Source organism: Pararobbsia alpina, assembly GCF_965118125.1.
In the GTDB taxonomy this organism is placed as follows: domain Bacteria; phylum Pseudomonadota; class Gammaproteobacteria; order Burkholderiales; family Burkholderiaceae; genus Pararobbsia; species Pararobbsia alpina_A.
Genome location: NZ_OZ221288.1, coordinates 2,497,676 through 2,516,545 on the forward strand (window position 1 = coordinate 2,497,676; position 18,870 = coordinate 2,516,545).

Below are 18,870 nucleotides of genomic sequence, written 5' to 3' on the forward strand. Positions count from 1 at the left end.
GTGAGGCGTGGCAGATCGTATGCACATCGCGATCTCGCTAGCATCCAACCGTGATGGTCGGTTAGTGAAACTCGTCGATGCGGAGGCGGTGACCACCGTCAGTTCTCTTTCGCGCGTCGCCTGTAATAAGTCGTGTGCTGCGCCGGTAGGTCAGATATGCCCAGAGCCAATCAACAATGACGATCATCCGGTTCCGTCCGCCGGCCAGAAAGGCGATGTGAGTTGCACCCCAAAACCACCAGGCAGGCGCTCCCCAAAGCCGAAGCTTGCCGATCTCGGCGACGGCAGCCTGTCTGCCGATTGTGGCAAGGTTACCGAAATGACGATAACAAAACGGAGGTGGAGGACGTCGCGCCGTCAGCTCCGCAGCGATTAGACGTGCCACATATCGTCCTTGTTGTTTTGCGGCAGGCGCCAGACCGGGAGCCGCTGTGCCGTTCCAGCTTAGGGAGGCTGCTGTATCGCCGATTGCGAAGATACGTTGCAGGCCTGGTACGGACAGATCGTCTCTTACTGCAATCCGACCGGACTGGTCTGCTTTCAAATTGAGCCATTGAGCTGCAGGTGATGCTGCAACGCCCGCTGCCCACAAGACGGTGCGAGCTTCGATGCGCTGCTGGCCAATGTCGACACCATTATCGTCCACCCCTTGAACGCGAGTCTCGAGACGAACCTCGACACCGAGCGCTCGCAGAGAGTCCTCCGCTGCGCTCGATAGCGCAGCTGGGAATGCGGGCAGAAGTCTCGGCCCTGACTGCAACAAGATAACGCGTGCCGTCGATGGATCAATGGTCCGGTATTCTTCTGTCATACCATGTCGAGCCAGTTCAGAGATAGCTCCGGCCAATTCAATTCCTGTAGGTCCCCCGCCAACGATTACGAAAGTCAGGCACGCTGCGCGCTCAGTCTCGGTTGCTGCGCTTTCGGCCTGTTCGAAAGCGCGCAACAGTCGACTGCGCACGGCCGTCGCATCGTCGATACTTTTGAGCCCTGGCGCAAAGGGAGCCCAGGAGTCTTTTCCAAAGTAACTGTGGCGAGCACCAGTGGCTAACACCAGATAATCGAAGTCGACTCGCGCCATGCCGATCTGTATCTCCCGCGCAGCCGAATCGACTCCTGTCACTTCTCCCAGTCTGACCTGAACATTGCGCTGATGACGGAACAGGCTGCGGATAGGCGTGGCGATCTCGGAAGGTGATAAAGCGGCGGTAGCCACCTGATAGAGCAGGGGCTGGAAAAGGTGATGATTGTGCTGATCGATCAGCGTGATTCGACAGCGGGAATTGCGCAACCCCTGCACTGTAGCGACGCCTCCAAATCCACCACCGACCACTACGACGTGCGGCAGGTTCTCCGGCACACCGTCGATTCTTTGTGCTCGCATTCGGAACCACCGGGCCGCCAGCCAGTCGAGTGAAAAGGTGCCAGCACCCGCCGCTACCACTAACAGCAGCAGAAACAGAGATGCCAAGCGGTCGTCCGTTGACATGGCAATACCGGCTACAGGGACCATCATTGCGACGAACAATGCAGTAAGCCGCGTAGCGCAGCCCAGCGCAAACAACAACGCGAGAGCTACCGCAAGCCATGCTGGATGGACGAGAGGCGCGGAACCAGTGCCCAGCATGGCGCCATGTACCCACGACATCGTCGGGAGCATAGTGTCGGCGATCGAAACGGCGAACGCCGCACGAACCGCGAATAGCAGGAGAGGGCACAGATAACGTTCAATCCGGACATAGGCTTCCCGCACGAGCCGGATCGGGCGGAACGGAACCCATGACAAACCTCGCGCCAACAGGATATCCACCGATACAGATCCTGCACCGCTCACAACCAGCCATGCAAGCAGGGCGAGTCTGACACCCTGTGTACCCACGCCCAAGGCGCCGTGGCTACCTGAAATGACTTCTGCAATCAGTACGAGCGCGACTGGCCGCGTCAGCAAGCCTATGGTCAGCAGCAGTGGCACAACGCCGTGGAGTGCCGCGTCGAGCCCTGAAGGAACATGCAGGCCGTCGGAAAATGGTCCACCGTGGCTCGTTTCCGCCATCGCCATAATCTGGTGTACGAAGACTACCTGCCCGAACCAGAGCCGTGTAAAGAATAGCAACCAAGGCGTGCAAACCGAACGCAGGACAGGACCGGATACGGAGGCAAATCGAAGAATGTTTCGCAACATGAGGGCAGTCATTCCACAAGAACGAAGGTCAGCGGAAGCGAACCAACGAGAGTGTTTGAAAGTGTCCTGCTCGCGTCCCAGGCAGTCTTGTTCACACAAGAGCGTAGGTAATCCAACTGCTAGTTCGTCTAGAACAAGAGGGCGGTTACAGCAGCAGACGAGTTTTCTTCGGGAGCGATCTCTGGTTCCGCCATCGGGCGGGCGCGCATAGCGGTGCGGATACCTGGAGGCTCGAGCGCTTCATGCGGGACACATGGCGTCGTATTCGTGCTGTGGTCGAGTTCTATCGGATGGGTCAGTGCACGCCAGTAAGAGCGCAGCTTTCAAACAGGGCGGGTGCTATGGCTTACGCACAACGGGTGTGCAAATAGGGGCATCGCAATCACCTCAGTGCGATATGTTGGACGGCATTCGCGCCGATCGTGCCGCCCCTGAAAACAGCCACTCTCGAACCCGCACGCGCCACCATCGCCACGCTGAAACCTGATAAAACATCGGGCCGCCCGGGTCAGTCACGCACGTCCCAACCTCGACATAACGCCCGGCCTGCATACCGAACTTCGTCTTGGGCGCACCGTCGTCATCCCACTCACACAGCCAGCTTGTTGAGTCATGAATGGCACAGAACGGAAACCTGCGTATCAAACCGGGATCATTCACGCGCCAATACAGTACGGAATGCTGGTCGGCGGAGACTTGGTAAGAGAACGGCACGTCGGTTGTTTCCGTGCCTTCGCAAGTCCCGTTCATCTGCGCGCCGTCGCAAGACAACATATAGACCGTGACGTCATTCTCGAAGCGGATCCACATGTGAGTCGCGATGAGCATCAGGCAAAGAGCCGCAGCGACCGCCAAGCAAACCATCGGCCGATTCATTTTCGTCATTCCCGGCGCACGCGCGAACCAGGCTCGCTGCCCGCCTTCAATTCGTCACTCGATAGGGCCGCATCATCTCGTTGTCTTCATGAGTGATGACGTGGCAGTGCCAGACGTAATACCCCTGCGTCGGATCGAACGCGTAAAGGTTCTGTCCAGCGTAGGACTGGTTCGCGATAAGAGGCGCGCTCGACGGCGTCCAGCGAACGAGGATTCTTAGCACTTCGCCGGCATGTGCATCCGCCGTATCTTTCCATCCGGACTCTGCCGGTGTCGGCGCCGTGATAGCGCCTTGCAGGTAGCCACTAAAAGCGGGATTTCCACCCAGCGCACCGTCCTTGTTGGGTGTCGCATAGTCCAGCGGGGGGCCGTAGTCGGGACAATAGGCGCCTGCCGCGCAACCGGCCGGCAGCGGAGCCTTGCTACTGCCATTCGAGCCAAACGCCTTGTTCCAATCCGCCAGATACTGGCTCGCATTGATCGTCTGGCGATTCAGAACCTGAAACTGTGAAAGATGCACATGGACCGGATGGCTCGCGCCAGGCATGGTCGAGAGATATACGATTTCCCAGAGTTCGGTCGAGCCCACGCGCGGCGTCTCGCTAACGCCATCGCTCGGAAAATCATGGGCGATCGAAGGCGATTCGAGGCCATTCCATGTCGTGTTGTTGACGTATTCCTTGATATCGGTGGGAACCGGTCCGCCGGATTTTTCGACGTGATCGTAAAGGATCATTTGCCGGACTTTATCGATCTTCACCCCAGGTCGAACGTTCCCGTTTCCATCCGTCATGTGCGTCATCGGGGTTGGCCTTGCACATCTCCCCGTGGAGATATCGGGAGTGGCTGGGTCGCAGCTCGAGTCAGGTGTGGAGGATGACGCAGCGACGCGAAATTGCATGATGTCGGGTAGCTGGACGTCCTGACCCCGCTGGCTGTTCGTGAGTTCGATCGTCTGGCCAGCGAAATTCGAGAAGTCGACGATGATATCGGCCCGTTCGCCCGGCGAGACGGAGAGCCCGGCGGAACCCCCGCCAGAAGGCGCGGCAAGTGCAACTGGTGCGTCGAAATAGTTGTCGTCGCTTCCCACCAGATAGACCGGTGCTTTGCCGAACACGAAGGTATAGCCCCGATTCAGACTGCCATTCAGTAGGTGCAGCCGATAGCGCTTGGGTTCGACGTTGAGATACGGAAAAGCCGCGCCATTCACGACTGCGACGTCGCCCTCGAATATCGGGCTCCAGAATGGATGCTTGGCCGTAGGTTGCTGAGTCGGTAAATACAGTTGGCCAGTGGTGTCGAACATGCGGTCCTGCACGGCCATTTCGATTTCCTGCGGACCGTCTGGATAGCCTTGAGGCTCCGAGCTCGGATCCTTGAGAAAGTAAAACCCCGCAAGCCCCGCATAGACGTTCAGGCGCGTGACCCCCAATGCGTGATCATGGAACCAGAGCGTCCCGGGCTCCTGCAGATTCGGATATTCATAGATCGCTGTGCCGGGTCGCGAATTGCCGACCGTGTGATAGTCAGAGCCTTTCAGACCGTTCGGTGTGAACCACGACTCCGGATCGCCATCGTATGCGGCCGGCAGCTCGGCACCGTGCAAGTGCACCGTAGCGGGAACGGGTCCGATGTAGTTCTGGTTGCATGAGGAACTCGGTTTGGAGCCGGACATGGGCATCGCGCAACCGGTTTTCAATGGATCGGCCCAATGCACGGTCTGGTCGAACGGCAATTCACCTTGCACCATGCCCGGACCGGTAGGACGGTCCGGATCAAAGCTCGGCAGCTTGTTGACGTACGTGGCACGCACGGCAACACCCCGTTGAGCCACAAGGGTGACCGCGGGCCAGTGCGCCGGTCCAAGCAGTTCTCCCGTACCGGAATCCACGGTCTGGTACGCCCAGACCCGCGTTGATCCGAACGAAACGCCGGCGCCGCATTTTGCGAAGGCACCCTGCGGCAGCACCGGCTGCGCGGTTTCGACCATGGTGACGGTGATGTTGGGATGCGCCCCCAGATCGACGCGGGGTATCGAGCCTGCCGGTCCAAACACCGGCAGGCTGGTCGCGAACTTCGCGAAGCAGTTACCGTCGAGTTTCGTCCGCGCGATGAGTGTCGGGCCGGTATTGCTGCTGTCGTCGCCGTGGCAACCGTGGGCCAGCAGAATCAACGACAGGATCGCGATAGTCATCGCGACCGATCTCCGCGAGGACCGTGCCGCAGGCTTGCAATACGCCGCTGCAATCCGGGGCATGATCGCGCTCCTTTGCGCTCTAGGTATGTCTTCGAAACGTCAAGGTCAGGCTCGATTGAAGTATGTGATACTGCGCGCAGCCAGACATCCCCAGAACTGGGGATGGTCGCGCCAAATCGTGTCCGCACACGGGGGCTTCCTTGCATCGCATGGAAATCACAGAGGTCATCGATCTGATCTATGCCGCGGCGTTTGGCGAGGGGGCAAGCTGGCAGGACGTTGGCGATCAGTTGATGCAGCTCCTGGAGGCGCAACGCGCAACGCTGTGGTTGTCGGATGAGCGTGGCGTGTCGGGCAATCTTTTAATGCGCACCGACGCCTACGATGAGCACTACGCGTCGCACTACGTTGCGCTCGATCCTTATCGTGCGGCTGCGCGTGAAGTGAATCTCGAACTAGCCGCGCAGCGGCGCGGGGATGTCCGACTCGGTCACGAGATCGTTCCGGACGCGCGCTATGTGAACAGCGCGTTCTACGCGGATTTCGGTAGCAAAAGTTCGCGTCGCTACATGATCGGCGGGCTCATCGGCACGTCTAAAGTCATTCCGCTCGGACTGCATCGGGATGCCTCATCCAGGCCGTTCGAAGAAGCGAACCGGCGAACGCTTTCGCTACTCCTTCCGCACCTTCAGCGTGCGCTTCAGATGCGCGAGCGGCTGGCGCCCGTGGCCGATCCCGGTTCAGTGGTCCTCGACATACTGCCCATCGCCGTGTTTCTGGTCGATCCGCAGATGCGGGTTCTCTACTGCAATGCCGAAGCGGTGACATTGCTCAGCAACAATGGGTCGGGATTGTCCACGGCCCGGCACAGCCCGGGGCCGGTCGCGACTGCGTCGAGGCTTTTTGCCCGTCATCTCGACGATGACGCCCGTCTTTGTCGCCTTGTGGCTGCCGCATCTCGCGGTGGCGTCGGCGGGGGCATGCAGATTCGTGCGCCAGGGGCGAGTGCATTGACCGGCGATGCCGCCACGCTCTCGACGCTCGTGTGTCCCGCTCCGCGTCATTTGTCTTCGTTGGCGCGGCTCAACCCAGGCGCCGGTGTCATCCACGGTGTGGCCGCTGTGGTTGCGCGTCATCTGCACCGACCGTTGTCGCCACGCGTGCAGCTACTCGTCGACATCTTCGGGCTTACGCGTGCCGAAGCACACGTGGCGGTCGCGCTGGCAGGTGGCAGCACGGCGGAGGTTGTGGCGAGTACGAGAGGCGTATCGCTTGAAACGGTACGGAGCCAGATTCGCGCCATCTTGCGAAAGACCGGGACGTCAGGACTTCGCGAGTTCGAACGCGTCATTGCGTTGACGGCGACAATGCAAGCCGAAGTGGAAGGACAGTCCGTTGTCGGCCGTGCCGGAGCTCACGGACGGGCAACAATTTAATGCTTCGTCGCCATGAGTATATGCGCGGCGAATGAATGACGAAGGACGGCGCAAAGGCCTGACCCTGTTTTACGCAGAATAAACTGTGTTGCCCGAAAACCTGCTAAGCGGGTCCGAAATACCGGTCACGCACATATGGACGGTTCAATAGCGACCTAATCCGGCACTTGCCTCGCGCCACTTATCCGCAGGGAAGAAATCTCAATCCAAAAAGTCGTTGCAACTGTCGACACGCATAGGGTGAATTGCGGTCGCCAGGCGCGATGTCCCCTTTCAGTCGAGCGTGGAAAGGCAGTTTATGGACGAGCGCGCCGCTATCGTGCGGCGCATAAGACTTGTTACCGGTTTTCACCTCGAACGCCTAAAACCCGCCCATCCACATGGGATACCGGCGCGAATGCGGCCCGGAAAATACGAATCTGCAGCCGGTGCTGGCGCTGCGCTTCGTCGCGGCAATAAGCCTATTTGAATCTATTCAGCATGGAGATGCGGTGGCACTTCGGCTGCTGGCGGATTCGGGCGATGAATGATCAGCGGCCACCTCTCACGCCGCGCGAGAAAGAGATCCTTCATTTGATGGCAAAGGGCTTTTCTTGTCGGGAAATTGCATCAGAGCTTGCCATTAGTGAGTTCACAGTCAAGACGCACCGTCGCAACATGCTCCGCAAAGCAGGATTCCGGAATGCCAGGCAATTGATTGAGCACGCCAGGCAGCAGAACGACTTGCCCAAGCTGGTTGAACGCCCATTGGACGATGTCCTTTCGCCAAGGGAACTCCAGGTGATGAAACTGCTAATCCAGGGACACACAAGCAAGCACATCTCGCGACAGCTTGAAATCGCCGATCTCACTGTCCGCAAGCATCGTGAAAACCTATTGCGCAAACTAAATCTTCGCAGCATTGGGCAGCTTGTTGCACTTTACGAGTAGGCCACCTACGACATCGGAGGTATATGAAGTCTCGCTATCGACTTCTAGATTGAAGATGCATTACGGGATCCGTTGGACTCGTGATGCAGTGAGCGGACTCACCATTTACTTATTAACGAACCGTAGAGAGGTCAGGATCAAATGGGACACTCAACAGACATCAAAACAATCGGTCAGGACAATACTGCATTTCAAAAATACATCGATGAAAGAAACGCAGAGCTGGACAAAACCGCGGCAGACGCTCAAAAGGTGCTTGATGCGCAGATCAAGAAATTTTACGCGGACGGAAAATGGGATGATGCCCAGCCTCTGGCAAGTGGATCGTACCAACACCTGTCTACCGCTGCGACGTGGTCGCTCAACAACGTGGTCGATATGATTGAAGGCGTTCGCTCTGCGATCTTTGGAGGGAAAGCCATCGTCATGCCGCCGACGAAAGGCGACAAAGATGACAAAGTTCCTACAGCTTCCGCCGCCAAGGGAAGCACCATCTCGCCGACGACGCAAAACCTTCTGACAATGATGGCGGGAACCGAAGCGATCATTGCCAATGCGGCCTTTCAGGCAATCACAGGGATTCTTTCCGCCATCAAGACCGGGACGCAAACCGACTTGTCCAAGCAAATTGTGCAAAAGGACATCATTCCCGGGATGAGTATGTTTGTGTGCGTGATGGAGAACAAGTTCAGTAGCAAAGACTTCTTCAATAGCGAAATCATTGTTCAAAACTTCTACATCTACGATGTTCGGATGTCGGCCGATCGGGCGCGTGCTCTTGCCAACTTCGACAGAATCAATGGCCTTATTGCCCAGCAGAATGATCTCGAAGCGGCGGTCGCATCTCTGAGCCAGCAAGTTCATGATTTGAAGCTTGCCGACTACAAGACAAAGCACCCGGGGGATCTGAAGGCTGCAATCGCAGACTACAAATCCGACTTCATCGCTCTCGAAGACATGATTAAAGAGATCAACACGAAGATCTCCGACACCGCCGACCTGATCAACAAGAAGAAGCTGTTGAACGCGGCAAACAATGCCGCGCTCGTATTGGCAAAACGCAAGGAGTTGGTCTTGTTGTAGCGGTACTTCAGTGCATGGGGCGCCCGCGCAAGTTGACTCAGGACGTGCCGGCCGATTCCCGCACTTTTAAGAACGTGCAGAGCGGCAAGTTGTGAGAAATTCGCCGATGACCTGGACCATCTCAAGCTTGTCAAAAATTCTAGAGTTCGCTAGTCAATTATTTTATAGAAACATCAGATCAAGGAGTGAGTCATGCCTGATGAAATTGTTCGATACGCGAAAAACGTTTTCACCAACGATGGCCAATCCGATGTTGATGGATTTGTGCCAAAGCTGATGAAAGTTCAGGAATACATCAATAAAGCTGGGCCAATAACGGTGTATTACGGATTTCACGGAGACACTGAAGGCAAGTTGTTCAAGGAATTTGACGCTGAAGAATTGAGAAAATCCAAGGAAATTGGAAATGCGTTTCCAAATGCCAACATGGTGCAGGTCGCTGGCCCGGATGACAAAAAAATTGAGTACGCTAAACATAACGAAGAGGGACAAGTGCTTTTCACTTGGTGCGATAGTGACACGTACATCAAGGCCAACAAGTTACTGCCGGCGATTGTTCTTTAGGCAGTCGCTGCGCCTGACCACGGGTTGACTTCAATCGGTGGCACCGGGGCTTCGGCCGACCAGCCCCGGTTTCGCACGGTAGAGGTGCACTGCCGTCGTACTCGCTACGAGAATCAGGTCGATCGATCATGAAAGCGAGACAGCGCGGTATGGCCGATTTCAGATACGTTCTCTAAAGTCTTGCGCCAGGTTCCTCGCGTATACGAGAAGAAAGCGAGTTTCTTCGCATTACTTTAATAAACCATGAAAGATATAAACCAAGAGAATGAATTTGAAGTTGGCGCGGCGAGCGTTGGCAGCGAAAGCGCCTGGTCGGAACAAGTGGAAATGGAAGCATGGCTGGATCTGTTCGCCGCAGCGCCTGAAGAATTCGCGACCAGAGCAGGCTTGAAGTTCGATTTTTCCGGCGAATATGCGCTGTTCGCGGTTCGGAGTTCTCCGTACACCTTGTTTAATCGAGCACTGGGTATGGGGGTGTCGTCCACAGTCAATGAATCATCGGTGGACCATGCTATCGCGTGGCTCGATCAGTTTGGCGGGTCGGTATGGAGCGTACCCGTTCCACGCGGCATGTCGGAGCACGATCTAAACCGATGGTTGCCGGCTAAAGGACTTGCGAAGAGCGAAGCATCGATAGCGAGATTTCACTTTGAATCCGCACAACCGGACGTGCTCGAATGCCCTTACGAAGTACGGGTCGTGGGTGCAGACAAGCGAGCTGATTTCGGCGAGACACTGAGAAACGCGTTCGGGATGGATGAAGGGTTTGATACGTGGTTCGGTTCGCTGCCCGGGCGGCCACGATGGACAACGTACGTGGCTTACGACGGAGAAGCTCCCGCTGCGACAGGTGCTTTGTTCGTGCGCGGTGACCTCGCTTGGATGGGCTGTGGAGCCACGTTGCCCGAATACCGAGGGAAGGGGGCACAAAGCGCATTGTTGGCGCGACGCGTTGCCGACGCCATGAATCTGGGTGCCACACGGATCACGATCGAGACGGGCTTCGATGCCAAACAGTCGCCCAATCAATCGCATCGCAACGTGCTGCGCGCCGGATTCGACCTGTCCTATATTCGCCATGAATATCAGTCGACAAGCGGAGCGATTGACGCTCAATGAGTCGCCGGACTGATTGATTCGCTGATCGCTGCACCGGCTGGCTGACCTGCTCCCCTCCGCATTGTCATTGCCGACTGCGCACAACTGATTTTCCATGGTGGTCGATTGTTGCTCCGTTCGGGGTTGACTACCATGGCGCACATCGAATCTGGAACTCATGGGCCGGCGCTCCGCGCGGCTGACGCGGTCGCCATCAGGCGCGCCGTGTCTGAGACCGATCCTCTCGACGCGTCCGTGACGACGCGCTTCCCGTCATCCGATCCATCTCGCAGGGCCAAACGTAATGCGGCAGCTTTTCGATTCCTTTTCATTGGGCGGCGTCCCTCTCAAGAACCGTATCGTGATGGCGCCGCTGACACGGTCTCGCGCGCCCGACGATATCGCTAATGAGCGCATGGCGCTCTACTACAGCCAACGCGCGACAGCGGGCCTGATTATCAGCGAGGGCACACCGATTTCTCGCGAGGGTCAGGGCTATGTGTTCAACCCGGGCATCTTCAGCGCTGAACAGATCGCAGGATGGCGATTGACCACGCAGTCCGTCCATGCCGTCGGCGGAAAAATCTTCGCCCAGCTTTGGCACGTCGGTCGTGTTTCGCATCCGTCCATCCTCGACGGCGCGCTTCCGGTCAGCGCATCGTCGAAGCTGCCGGGGGGGCCGATGGCGTACGGCTACGACGACGAGGGCAACGCCGGTTTCCTCCAGCCGCCGGCACCACGCGCGCTCGAAACTCACGAGATCGCGCGCATCGTCGAAGAGTTCGCACAGGCCGCTGACAATGCAATCGAAGCAGGCTTCGACGGGGTCGAGATTCACGCGGCGAACGGCTATTTGTTTGAGCAGTTCCTGAATCCGGGTGTCAACGACCGGACCGATCGCTACGCGGCCGATACGCTGGCCAACCGCTTGCGTTTTGTCCTCGAGACCACGGACGCGGTCGTGCAGCGGCTGGGTGCCGAGCGCGTCGGCATTCGTATCTCGCCGTACGGCAAGCTCTTCGATATGCCTCACTATCCCGAGATCGACAGCACGTATGCAGAACTCGCCCGCGAAATCGGTCGACGCAAGCTCGCGTATGTTCACGTGATGAATCAGACCGGCGCACCGCAGCTCGATCAGCTTTCGACGATTGAGGAAGAGTCAGGGTTTTTCGGGCTCTTGCGCAAGATGAAGCAGGCACTCCCGCATACGGCGCTGATTCTTGCCGGTGGCATGACGCATGAACTCGCCGACAAAATGATCGAAGACAAGCTCATCGATCTGGTGGCTTTCGGCGCACCGTTTATTGGCAATCCGGATCTTGTCGCGCGACTGAAGAACGGTTGGCCCCTGACGGTCGCCGACCCCGCCACGTATTACGGCGGCGGTGCCGAAGGCTATGTCGACTACGCGCCTTATTCGGCCAGCTAGCGATCGGCGCCGCTCAGCACTTACACGATGTTAAAAGTGTCTTGAGATTCGAGCTATTGGTCGACAGGGAGCACACCCCTATGATCAGCGTCACTCAATCTTGGAAGCAGGAGCAGCAATGAAGCTGATTTTCGTAGGCGACCCGATGTGCTCGTGGTGCTATGGCTTTGGCAAGGAAATGACCGCGATCAAGGAAGACATGCCCGATCTCGATGTGCAAGTCGTTGTCGGCGGAATGTTGGCGGGTTCGACCACGGTGCTCGACGATGCGGGCAAGCAGATGCGCCTGCAGCATTGGGCTCGCGTCGAGCAGATGAGCGGCGCTGTATTCAATCGCGATGCGCTGATGGCGCGCAAGAATTTCGTGTACGACACCGAGCCGATTTGCCGTGCCGTCGTGGCGGCGCGTTTGATTGCTCCGGATGCCGACCTGCTCAAGGTGTTCCGCGCACTCCAGCGTGGCTTCTATGTCGATGGGCTCGATACGACAAGCGGGCACGTGCTCGCGGAACTCGCGGACAACGCCCTGAAGGCGCAAGGCATTGAATGCGGTGCGGATCGCTTCTTCGATGTGTGGTCGTCGAACGAAGCGGTCAAAGCGGCGCAGGCGGATTTTCTCCTGACGCGTCAGCTCGGCGTGACTGGCTTCCCCTCGTTGTTTGTTGAGCAGGATGGGCGTGTTGGCCGGTTGACCTCGGGATATGCCCAGGCGGCTCAGATCACTCAAGCGCTGAAGTCGCTGGTGCACGCTTGAGTTCAAGCGAACGCTAAGCGTTTGTCGGTACACCTCTGCGACCCGTTCCGAATGGGAAGCAGAGGTCAAGACCTGAGTGTCACCGCGCAAGGAGCTGCCGCAACGTCAGCTCCTTCTTGCTCGACTGATCCGCTTACGCTCCGTAGGCGCCTTACCCACATCAACCGGAACAAAAGGCGCCTCGAAGTGCTTGACGAGAAAGTCGATGAACGCCCGAGCACGAGGGGATTCGTTGCGTTGTCCCGGATAGTAGACAAACAAATCCGCGGACGGCAGAACGACATCTGACAGCACCAGACGAAGCCTTCCGCTCTGGATGTATTTGGCGAGATCCCACTCGGAGCGGATCAAAATGCCGTGACCGTCGAGCGCCCAGCGCAGCACGATATCCCCATCGTTGCTCGAGAGTGAGCCGTTGACCTTCAACGTCTCCATGTGATCGTCCTGCACGAATCTCCAGACACCGTAGGCATCGTCGTTTTGTGTGTGAATGATGCATCGATGATCGACCAGGTCCTCCATGCGCTCGGGCACGCCGTGTCGCTCCAGATATTTCGGGGACGCGCAAAGAAACCGGCGATTGCTCATCAGGCGACGCGCCCTCAGCCGCTGATCCGGCAACTCGCCAAATCGGATCGCGATATCAAAAGCGCCTTCAACGAGATCGACGGGACGGTCCGTGACCACGAACTGAACGTCGATGTGCGGATACCGTTTGGCGAATTCGGACACTAACGGCGCAATCGTCGTTCGCCCGAAGCCCAACGTTGCATTGATGCGCAGACGCCCGCGCGGCTCCGCTGGTGTCCCTGCGATCGCGTCTTCCATTTCGCGCACCTGATCGAGAATCTGCGCAGCAAACCGTGCGTAGGTCTCGCCTTCCGGAGTCAGGCTCACACTGCGCGTCGTTCGATTGACGAGCCGCGTGCCAAATCTTTCCTCAAGGATGCCGAGTCGCTTGGTTGCCGCCGGCGGCGTCATGCCGAGCGAACGCGCCGCGCCGGAGAGGCTCTTCAGCTTCGCCAGCTGAACGAAAAACTCGAAGTCGATGGTCGAATCAGCTTTCACTTTTGGTTAAAAATGAAATGAATATTGGTGAAGTATAGGCCGGTCGACGCGGACTATGCTACGTCCCAATGCAGCAGAGCCGAATGCCCTCGGCCTGCCTATAGCGATCCCGCCAGACCAGGACATACGCCCATGAGAATCGTCGAAATCCGCGAGAAAACCGTTCCGATCAGCTCACCGATCCGAAACGCCTACATCGATTTCAGCAAGATGACGCTGAGCCTGGTCGCCGTCGTGACCGACGTGATCCGCGATGGAAAGCCCGTCGTCGGCTACGGCTTCAATTCGAATGGCCGTTACGGCCAGGGCACGCTGATGCGCGAGCGCTTCATTCCGCGCATTCTCGAAGCCGATCCCGATTCTCTCGTCGATGCCACCTGTGACAACCTCGACCCGCACAAGATCTGGGCGACGATGTTCACCAACGAAAAACCCGGCGGTCACGGTGAGCGTTCCGTTGCCATCGGCACGATTGATATGGCGGTGTGGGATGCGGTCGCCAAGATCGAGGGCAAGCCGCTGTTCCAGTTGCTGGCTGATCGCTACGGCGATGGCAAGCCCGATCGCAAGATCTTCGTTTATGCAGCGGGCGGTTACTACTATCCGGGCCAGGATCACGAAAAGCTGAAAGACGAGATGCGCAGCTATCTCGACCGTGGCTACACGGTCGTGAAGAAGAAGATCGGTGGCGCGTCGCTCGACGAAGACCTTCGGCGTATCGACTCGATTCTGAGTGTGCTCGGTGATGGCCAGAAGCTCGCAGTCGATGCGAACGGTCGCTTCAATCTTGATACCGCGATTCAGTACGCGAAGGCACTCTCGCAGTACGACCTGTTCTGGTACGAGGAGCCGGGCGATCCGCTCGACTTCGAATTGCAAGCGACGCTTCGGAACTACTACGACAAACCGATGGCGACCGGCGAGGATCTCTTCTCCATGCAGGATGCACGCAATCTCATCCGGTACGGCGGCATGCGAGCCGATCGCGACTGGCTGCAGTTCGATTGCGCGTTGAGCTACGGGTTGGTCGAATATCTGCGCACGCTCGACATGCTGCATCAACACGGTTGGTCACGGACCCGTTGCATCCCCCATGGCGGCCACCAGATGTCGCTGAATATCGCGGCCGGTCTTGGCCTGGGCGGCAATGAGTCGTACCCGGATCTGTTCCAGCCGTACGGCGGCTTCCCCGATGGTGTGAAGGTCGAGAACGGCTACATCACGATGCCGGACTTGCCGGGTATCGGGTTTGAAGGAAAGGCCGACCTCTTTGCGGAAATGCAGAAGCTGTCTGCCTGAGGGACGACCTGAGGCACGACCTTATGCACGACCTTATGCGCCGGCTTAGGGAGGCCGGTGCATGTCCCTTTCGAGGATCGGACGGGAAACGCATCGCCGCGACCGGAAAACAATCGCTGCACGCACAGTGATTAACGGTCGCGGAAATTAATGTGGATGGCGCCATGCTCCGGAGACAGACATGCGGCCCTCGAAACTCAAGAAGACGCTTTCCAAGCTTTATGTACAAGTCTTGATCGGTATTGTGGCCGGCATCCTGGTCGGCCACTTCTACCCGGACACCGGCGCTGAACTCAAACCGCTGGGCGACCTGTTCATCAAGCTCATTCGCATGTCGCTCGCACCGATTATTTTCGCGTCGGTCGTCGTCGGCATCGCTCGAATGAACGACCTGCACGAAGCGGGGCGCGTCGGTGTCAAGGCGTTGCTCTACTTCGAACTGGCATCGACGCTCGCGCTCCTGATCGGCCTCTTTGTCGTCAATGTGATCAAGCCGGGCAGCGGCATGAACGTCGATCCGGCGCATATCGACAGCTCGGCGATCGCGACTTACACCCGGGCCGCGCACGATCACTCGATGCTCGAGTTCCTGATGAGCATCGTGCCGAACAGCATTGTCGGCGCCTTTGCCAATGGCGAAATTCTGCCGATCATCTTCTTCTCTGTGCTGTTCGCGATTGCGCTGGCAAAACTCGGCCCGCGGACCGCGCCGCTCGTCGATATGCTCGACATGTTCCTGCAGGGTATGTTCGGTGTGGTGCGCATCGTGATGTACGTCGCGCCCGTTGGGGCGTTCGGCGGCATGGCATTCACCATTGCAAAGTACGGCATCGGTACGCTGGCTTCGTTCGGGCAACTGATGCTGTGTTTGTACCTGACGTCGATCTGCTTCGTCGTCGTTGTGCTCGGTGTCGCTATGCGACTAAGCGGCCTGTCGCTTTGGAAATATCTGCGCTATATCAGGGATGAAATTCTCGTCACGCTGGGAACGGCCTCGACCGAGGCCGTGCTTCCCCAGATGCTGATGAAGATGGAGAACCTGGGCTGCTCGCGTCCCGTTGTCGGCATGGTGCTTCCCACGGGCTATACGTTCAACGCCGACGGCACGGCCATTTACCTCACCATGGCGGCCATGTTTGTGGCGCAGGCGATGAACATCCATCTGACGTTGTTCGATCAGATCGTGGTCATGGGCGTTCTTCTGCTGACGTCGAAAGGGTCTGCCGGCGTGGCGGGTGCGGGCTTCGTCGCACTCGCGGCGACGTTGGCGTCTATGCACAAGATTCCGGTCTCGGGGCTGGTGCTGCTGTTGGGTGTCGATCGCTTTCTTAACGAAGCACGCGCTGTCACCAACCTGATCGGCAATGGTGTGGCCACGATTGTGGTCGCGCGGTGGGAAGGTGCAATCGACCTCGATCGGGCTCGTGCGGTCCTGAATCGTGACCCCGATGTCGGCGGTCTGGATAGTTCTCGAGAAGCGCCAGTACCGCTAGAGGTTGCTTTGCCGGCAGGGTCGCATCGCTGAGGCTGTTCTGCTGAGTGACCGGAAAGTACTCGTGTTGCTCGGCGCCAACGTCTGTGCACGTTTCTGCCGCGTGGCTTTGCATAGAGAGCACTCGATCTGTGAACTAAGAAATCACGCATCCGGCACTCGCATGGAACGCGAGTAGGACGCATGCCGATGCGCGCAAATCGATTCCCGTTTAGTCGCTAAAGAAATGTTCTATACACAAACGGTGGCAAACGTGACGTGACGTGACGTGCAATGCGATATCGCTGCGGTTGTTGATCACCATGAACCTCCATGCGTCACTGTGCCACACGCCCCAAGGAGTGACGTCATGAAGACAGCGGCGAAGTGCTTAGCGTTCGTGGCCGGAGCCATCCGTGATCTGTCCAAGCTCGTTAGCGCGTTGATGTTGTGCGTTCCGCTCGCTAACGCGCAAACGCAAGCACAGGCACAGGCCAACAGCGGAACGTTTGCAACGTTCGATGTGCCCGGCGATTCCGGCGGCATCTTTCCGACGGCGATCGATTTCGCGGGTGTGGTCACGGGGTACTTCATTGACGCAGGTAGTTTGATCCATAGCTTCGTGCGCGCGCCGAATGGTGCGATCACCGTCTTTGATCCGCCGGGTGCGACCTGCAGCACGGTCACACAGAACGTTTGTAGTACCGCCGACGCGATTAACCTCGAGGGTGTCGTGACCGGTGGCTATGCGACCAACTGTTCCGCAACGGAGCCTCCGGCCGGCTGTGAGAATCACGGTTTTCTGCGCTCGCCGGGCGGGAAATACACGACGTTTGATGTCCCGGGACAGGCGCATGATTTCACGTCGCCGACAGGCATTAATCTCGCGGGAACCGTCACGGGGAGCTACCTCAGGTCGGCTTCTGAGTTTGCCGGCTTCGTGCGTCTCGCGAATGGCATCTTCACCAATTTCGTCGTGACGGGCTCGACGTACACCAGTCCTCAAGCCATCAATGCATTTGGCGTGATCGCAGGGTTCTATCGCGACGCTAGCGGCCTGCTTCATGGCTTCGTGCGGTCTCCGGATGGCAAGATCACGACGTACGATCCTCCGATTGCATTCTTGACCAACTCACCGCCTGTCTCCATCAATGCGGAGGGTGCGATCACCGGTTCGTATTGCAGTGATGCCGCATGCGATACGGTCCACGGGTTTTTGCGCTCGGCCAATGGCACGATGAAAACGATCGACGCACCCGGCAACAACTACGGAACGAGTCCTGCGGGGATCAATTCATTGGGCGTGATCACAGGGTCTTACATCCTTGCGGATTTCTCGCTGGAGCATGGGTTCTTGTGGCTCCCCGGTGGCAGGATCGTGACGTTCGATCCTCCTGGCTCGCTCTACACGACGCCAACGGCCATCAACGACAGAGGCATGGTCGTCGGCTACTACTGCGATGCGGAGTCCGTGTGCCACGGTTTCGTTGGGGCGCCACATTAAATCCGCAACGGCAACTCCTTAGCAAAAAACTCCGTCGCGCGACGCACGCGCGCCGGTACGAATCGCCGTTTCGGCCAGATCAGACTCACGTCTCTGACCTCGCTGATGAACTCACCGAGAATCGGGATCACGTCCGGGTCTCGCAGTTCGTCGGCGAGGGAAACCTTGGCAAACAATCCGATCCCGACGCCGGCCAGCACACCGGCCCGGATCGTTTCGACGCTGTTGGACGACAGATTGCCCCGGACCGATACGCTGAATCGACCTTCGGGTCCTTCGAAGGGCCAGTCCGCCAGCTCCGTAAGCCCGCCGTATAAAAGGCAGTTGTGATTCGCAAGCTCGGCTGGCGTTTTGGGTAATCCGTGTCGCTCGAAGTAACTGCGCGATCCGACGCACACGAGAGGCGTCGTTGCCACGCGCTTGACCACCGCATCGGGATCATTGACGGGCCCCACTCGAATCGCGAGATCGATTCGGTCGTCCACCATGTCTCGCACGAAATCCGACAGAACCAGATCGACCTGCAGCCCGGGAACGAGTGACAGCAGCTCGGGCACAAGTGGCAGCACGTGCAGGCGTCCAAACGTCGCGGATGCGGCAATCCTGATCAGACCGGAAGTATCGAGTCTGCTGCTCGCCACTTCGCAGTCGGCTTCATGCATCTCCTCAATCAGCGGTTTGGTCCGCTCGTAATATCGCTGGCCCTGGTCGGTCAGCGTGACGCTGCGCGTGCTTCGATTGAACAGCATCACGCCGAGGCGCTTTTCGAGCGCGCCGATGGCTTTGCTGATCGCCGACTGCGATTCGCCTGTCCGACGCGCGGCTGCGGAAAACCCGCCGGCTTCGACGACGGCCATAAAAGCGTTCAGTTCCTGAAACCGGTCCATTGTCTTCCTCCCGCTCGACCCATTCTCCTAAAGAATAGATCTTATGGGAAATTCGGTGATTATCATCCGGCGCGATGGCAATTAACCTG

16 protein-coding genes are annotated in these 18,870 nt (G+C 58.1%); 11 read left to right on the forward strand and 5 right to left on the reverse strand.

Translation table 11 applies throughout. The features are described from left to right. Nucleotides 1-61 precede the first annotated feature (61 nt). The 3 genes from ACMFWR_RS29170 to ACMFWR_RS29180 all read right to left on the reverse strand — a co-directional run bounded on the left by ACMFWR_RS29170 (nt 62) and on the right by ACMFWR_RS29180 (nt 5,252). Nucleotides 62-2,182, reverse strand: coding sequence for an FAD-dependent oxidoreductase (locus ACMFWR_RS29170; protein ID WP_413195854.1), 2,121 nt, complete (start codon nt 2,180-2,182; stop codon nt 62-64). A gap of 387 nt (nt 2,183-2,569) precedes the next feature. After that, the gene (locus tag ACMFWR_RS29175; RefSeq protein ID WP_413195855.1) at nt 2,570-3,058 is read right to left on the reverse strand and encodes a hypothetical protein; all 489 of its coding nucleotides are present in this window, start codon (nt 3,056-3,058) and stop codon (nt 2,570-2,572) included. 46 nt (nt 3,059-3,104) lie between these two features. Continuing rightward, a complete protein-coding gene (locus tag ACMFWR_RS29180; protein ID WP_413195856.1) occupies nt 3,105-5,252 on the reverse strand; it encodes a multicopper oxidase family protein in 2,148 nt (715 codons plus the stop codon). Nucleotides 5,253-5,464: 212 nt separating this feature from the next. Between ACMFWR_RS29180 and ACMFWR_RS29185 the strand changes: the two genes are divergently transcribed. The 8 genes from ACMFWR_RS29185 to ACMFWR_RS29220 all read left to right on the forward strand — a co-directional run bounded on the left by ACMFWR_RS29185 (nt 5,465) and on the right by ACMFWR_RS29220 (nt 12,552). Further along, a complete protein-coding gene (locus ACMFWR_RS29185; protein WP_413195857.1) occupies nt 5,465-6,691 on the forward strand; it encodes a helix-turn-helix transcriptional regulator in 1,227 nt (408 codons plus the stop codon). 380 nt (nt 6,692-7,071) lie between these two features. Continuing rightward, nucleotides 7,072-7,221 carry a hypothetical protein gene (locus ACMFWR_RS29190; protein WP_413195858.1) on the forward strand — a complete coding sequence of 50 codons (150 nt, stop codon included), beginning with the start codon at nt 7,072-7,074 and terminating at the stop codon, nt 7,219-7,221. Further along, nucleotides 7,214-7,621: a response regulator transcription factor gene (locus ACMFWR_RS29195; protein WP_413195859.1), complete on the forward strand. Its 408-nt coding sequence runs from the start codon at nt 7,214-7,216 to the stop codon at nt 7,619-7,621. The genes ACMFWR_RS29190 and ACMFWR_RS29195 overlap by 8 nt, the downstream gene beginning before the upstream one ends. A 141-nt stretch (nt 7,622-7,762) precedes the next feature. Further along, nucleotides 7,763-8,704 carry a hypothetical protein gene (locus ACMFWR_RS29200; protein ID WP_413195860.1) on the forward strand — a complete coding sequence of 314 codons (942 nt, stop codon included), beginning with the start codon at nt 7,763-7,765 and terminating at the stop codon, nt 8,702-8,704. Between the two features lie 192 nt (nt 8,705-8,896). After that, a complete protein-coding gene (locus ACMFWR_RS29205; protein ID WP_413195861.1) occupies nt 8,897-9,268 on the forward strand; it encodes a hypothetical protein in 372 nt (123 codons plus the stop codon). 243 nt (nt 9,269-9,511) lie between these two features. Next, nucleotides 9,512-10,387 (forward strand): GNAT family N-acetyltransferase, encoded by an 876-nt coding sequence (locus ACMFWR_RS29210; RefSeq protein ID WP_413195862.1) that lies wholly within the window; start codon nt 9,512-9,514, stop codon nt 10,385-10,387. A 283-nt stretch (nt 10,388-10,670) separates the two neighbouring features. Beyond that, the gene (locus ACMFWR_RS29215; RefSeq protein ID WP_413195863.1) at nt 10,671-11,798 is read left to right on the forward strand and encodes an alkene reductase; all 1,128 of its coding nucleotides are present in this window, start codon (nt 10,671-10,673) and stop codon (nt 11,796-11,798) included. A 118-nt stretch (nt 11,799-11,916) separates the two neighbouring features. Next, a complete protein-coding gene (locus tag ACMFWR_RS29220; RefSeq protein ID WP_413195864.1) occupies nt 11,917-12,552 on the forward strand; it encodes a DsbA family protein in 636 nt (211 codons plus the stop codon). A 105-nt stretch (nt 12,553-12,657) separates the two neighbouring features. On the opposite strand, the gene ACMFWR_RS29225 is transcribed toward ACMFWR_RS29220, so the two are convergent. Then, nucleotides 12,658-13,620: a LysR family transcriptional regulator gene (locus ACMFWR_RS29225; protein WP_413195865.1), complete on the reverse strand. Its 963-nt coding sequence runs from the start codon at nt 13,618-13,620 to the stop codon at nt 12,658-12,660. A 132-nt stretch (nt 13,621-13,752) separates the two neighbouring features. Between ACMFWR_RS29225 and ACMFWR_RS29230 the strand changes: the two genes are divergently transcribed. The 3 genes from ACMFWR_RS29230 (at nt 13,753) to ACMFWR_RS29240 (ending at nt 17,894) form a co-directional block, all read left to right on the forward strand. Continuing rightward, a complete protein-coding gene (locus ACMFWR_RS29230) occupies nt 13,753-14,919 on the forward strand; it encodes a mandelate racemase/muconate lactonizing enzyme family protein (protein WP_413195866.1) in 1,167 nt (388 codons plus the stop codon). A 181-nt stretch (nt 14,920-15,100) separates the two neighbouring features. Continuing rightward, nucleotides 15,101-16,444 carry a dicarboxylate/amino acid:cation symporter gene (locus tag ACMFWR_RS29235; protein ID WP_413195867.1) on the forward strand — a complete coding sequence of 448 codons (1,344 nt, stop codon included), beginning with the start codon at nt 15,101-15,103 and terminating at the stop codon, nt 16,442-16,444. Nucleotides 16,445-16,760: 316 nt separating this feature from the next. Beyond that, nucleotides 16,761-17,894 (forward strand): hypothetical protein, encoded by a 1,134-nt coding sequence (locus ACMFWR_RS29240; protein WP_413195868.1) that lies wholly within the window; start codon nt 16,761-16,763, stop codon nt 17,892-17,894. On the opposite strand, the gene ACMFWR_RS29245 is transcribed toward ACMFWR_RS29240, so the two are convergent. Beyond that, nucleotides 17,891-18,781: a LysR family transcriptional regulator gene (locus tag ACMFWR_RS29245; RefSeq protein ID WP_413195869.1), complete on the reverse strand. Its 891-nt coding sequence runs from the start codon at nt 18,779-18,781 to the stop codon at nt 17,891-17,893. The two genes, ACMFWR_RS29240 and ACMFWR_RS29245, sit on opposite strands and share 4 nt — an antisense overlap. Nucleotides 18,782-18,870: the final 89 nt, after the last annotated feature.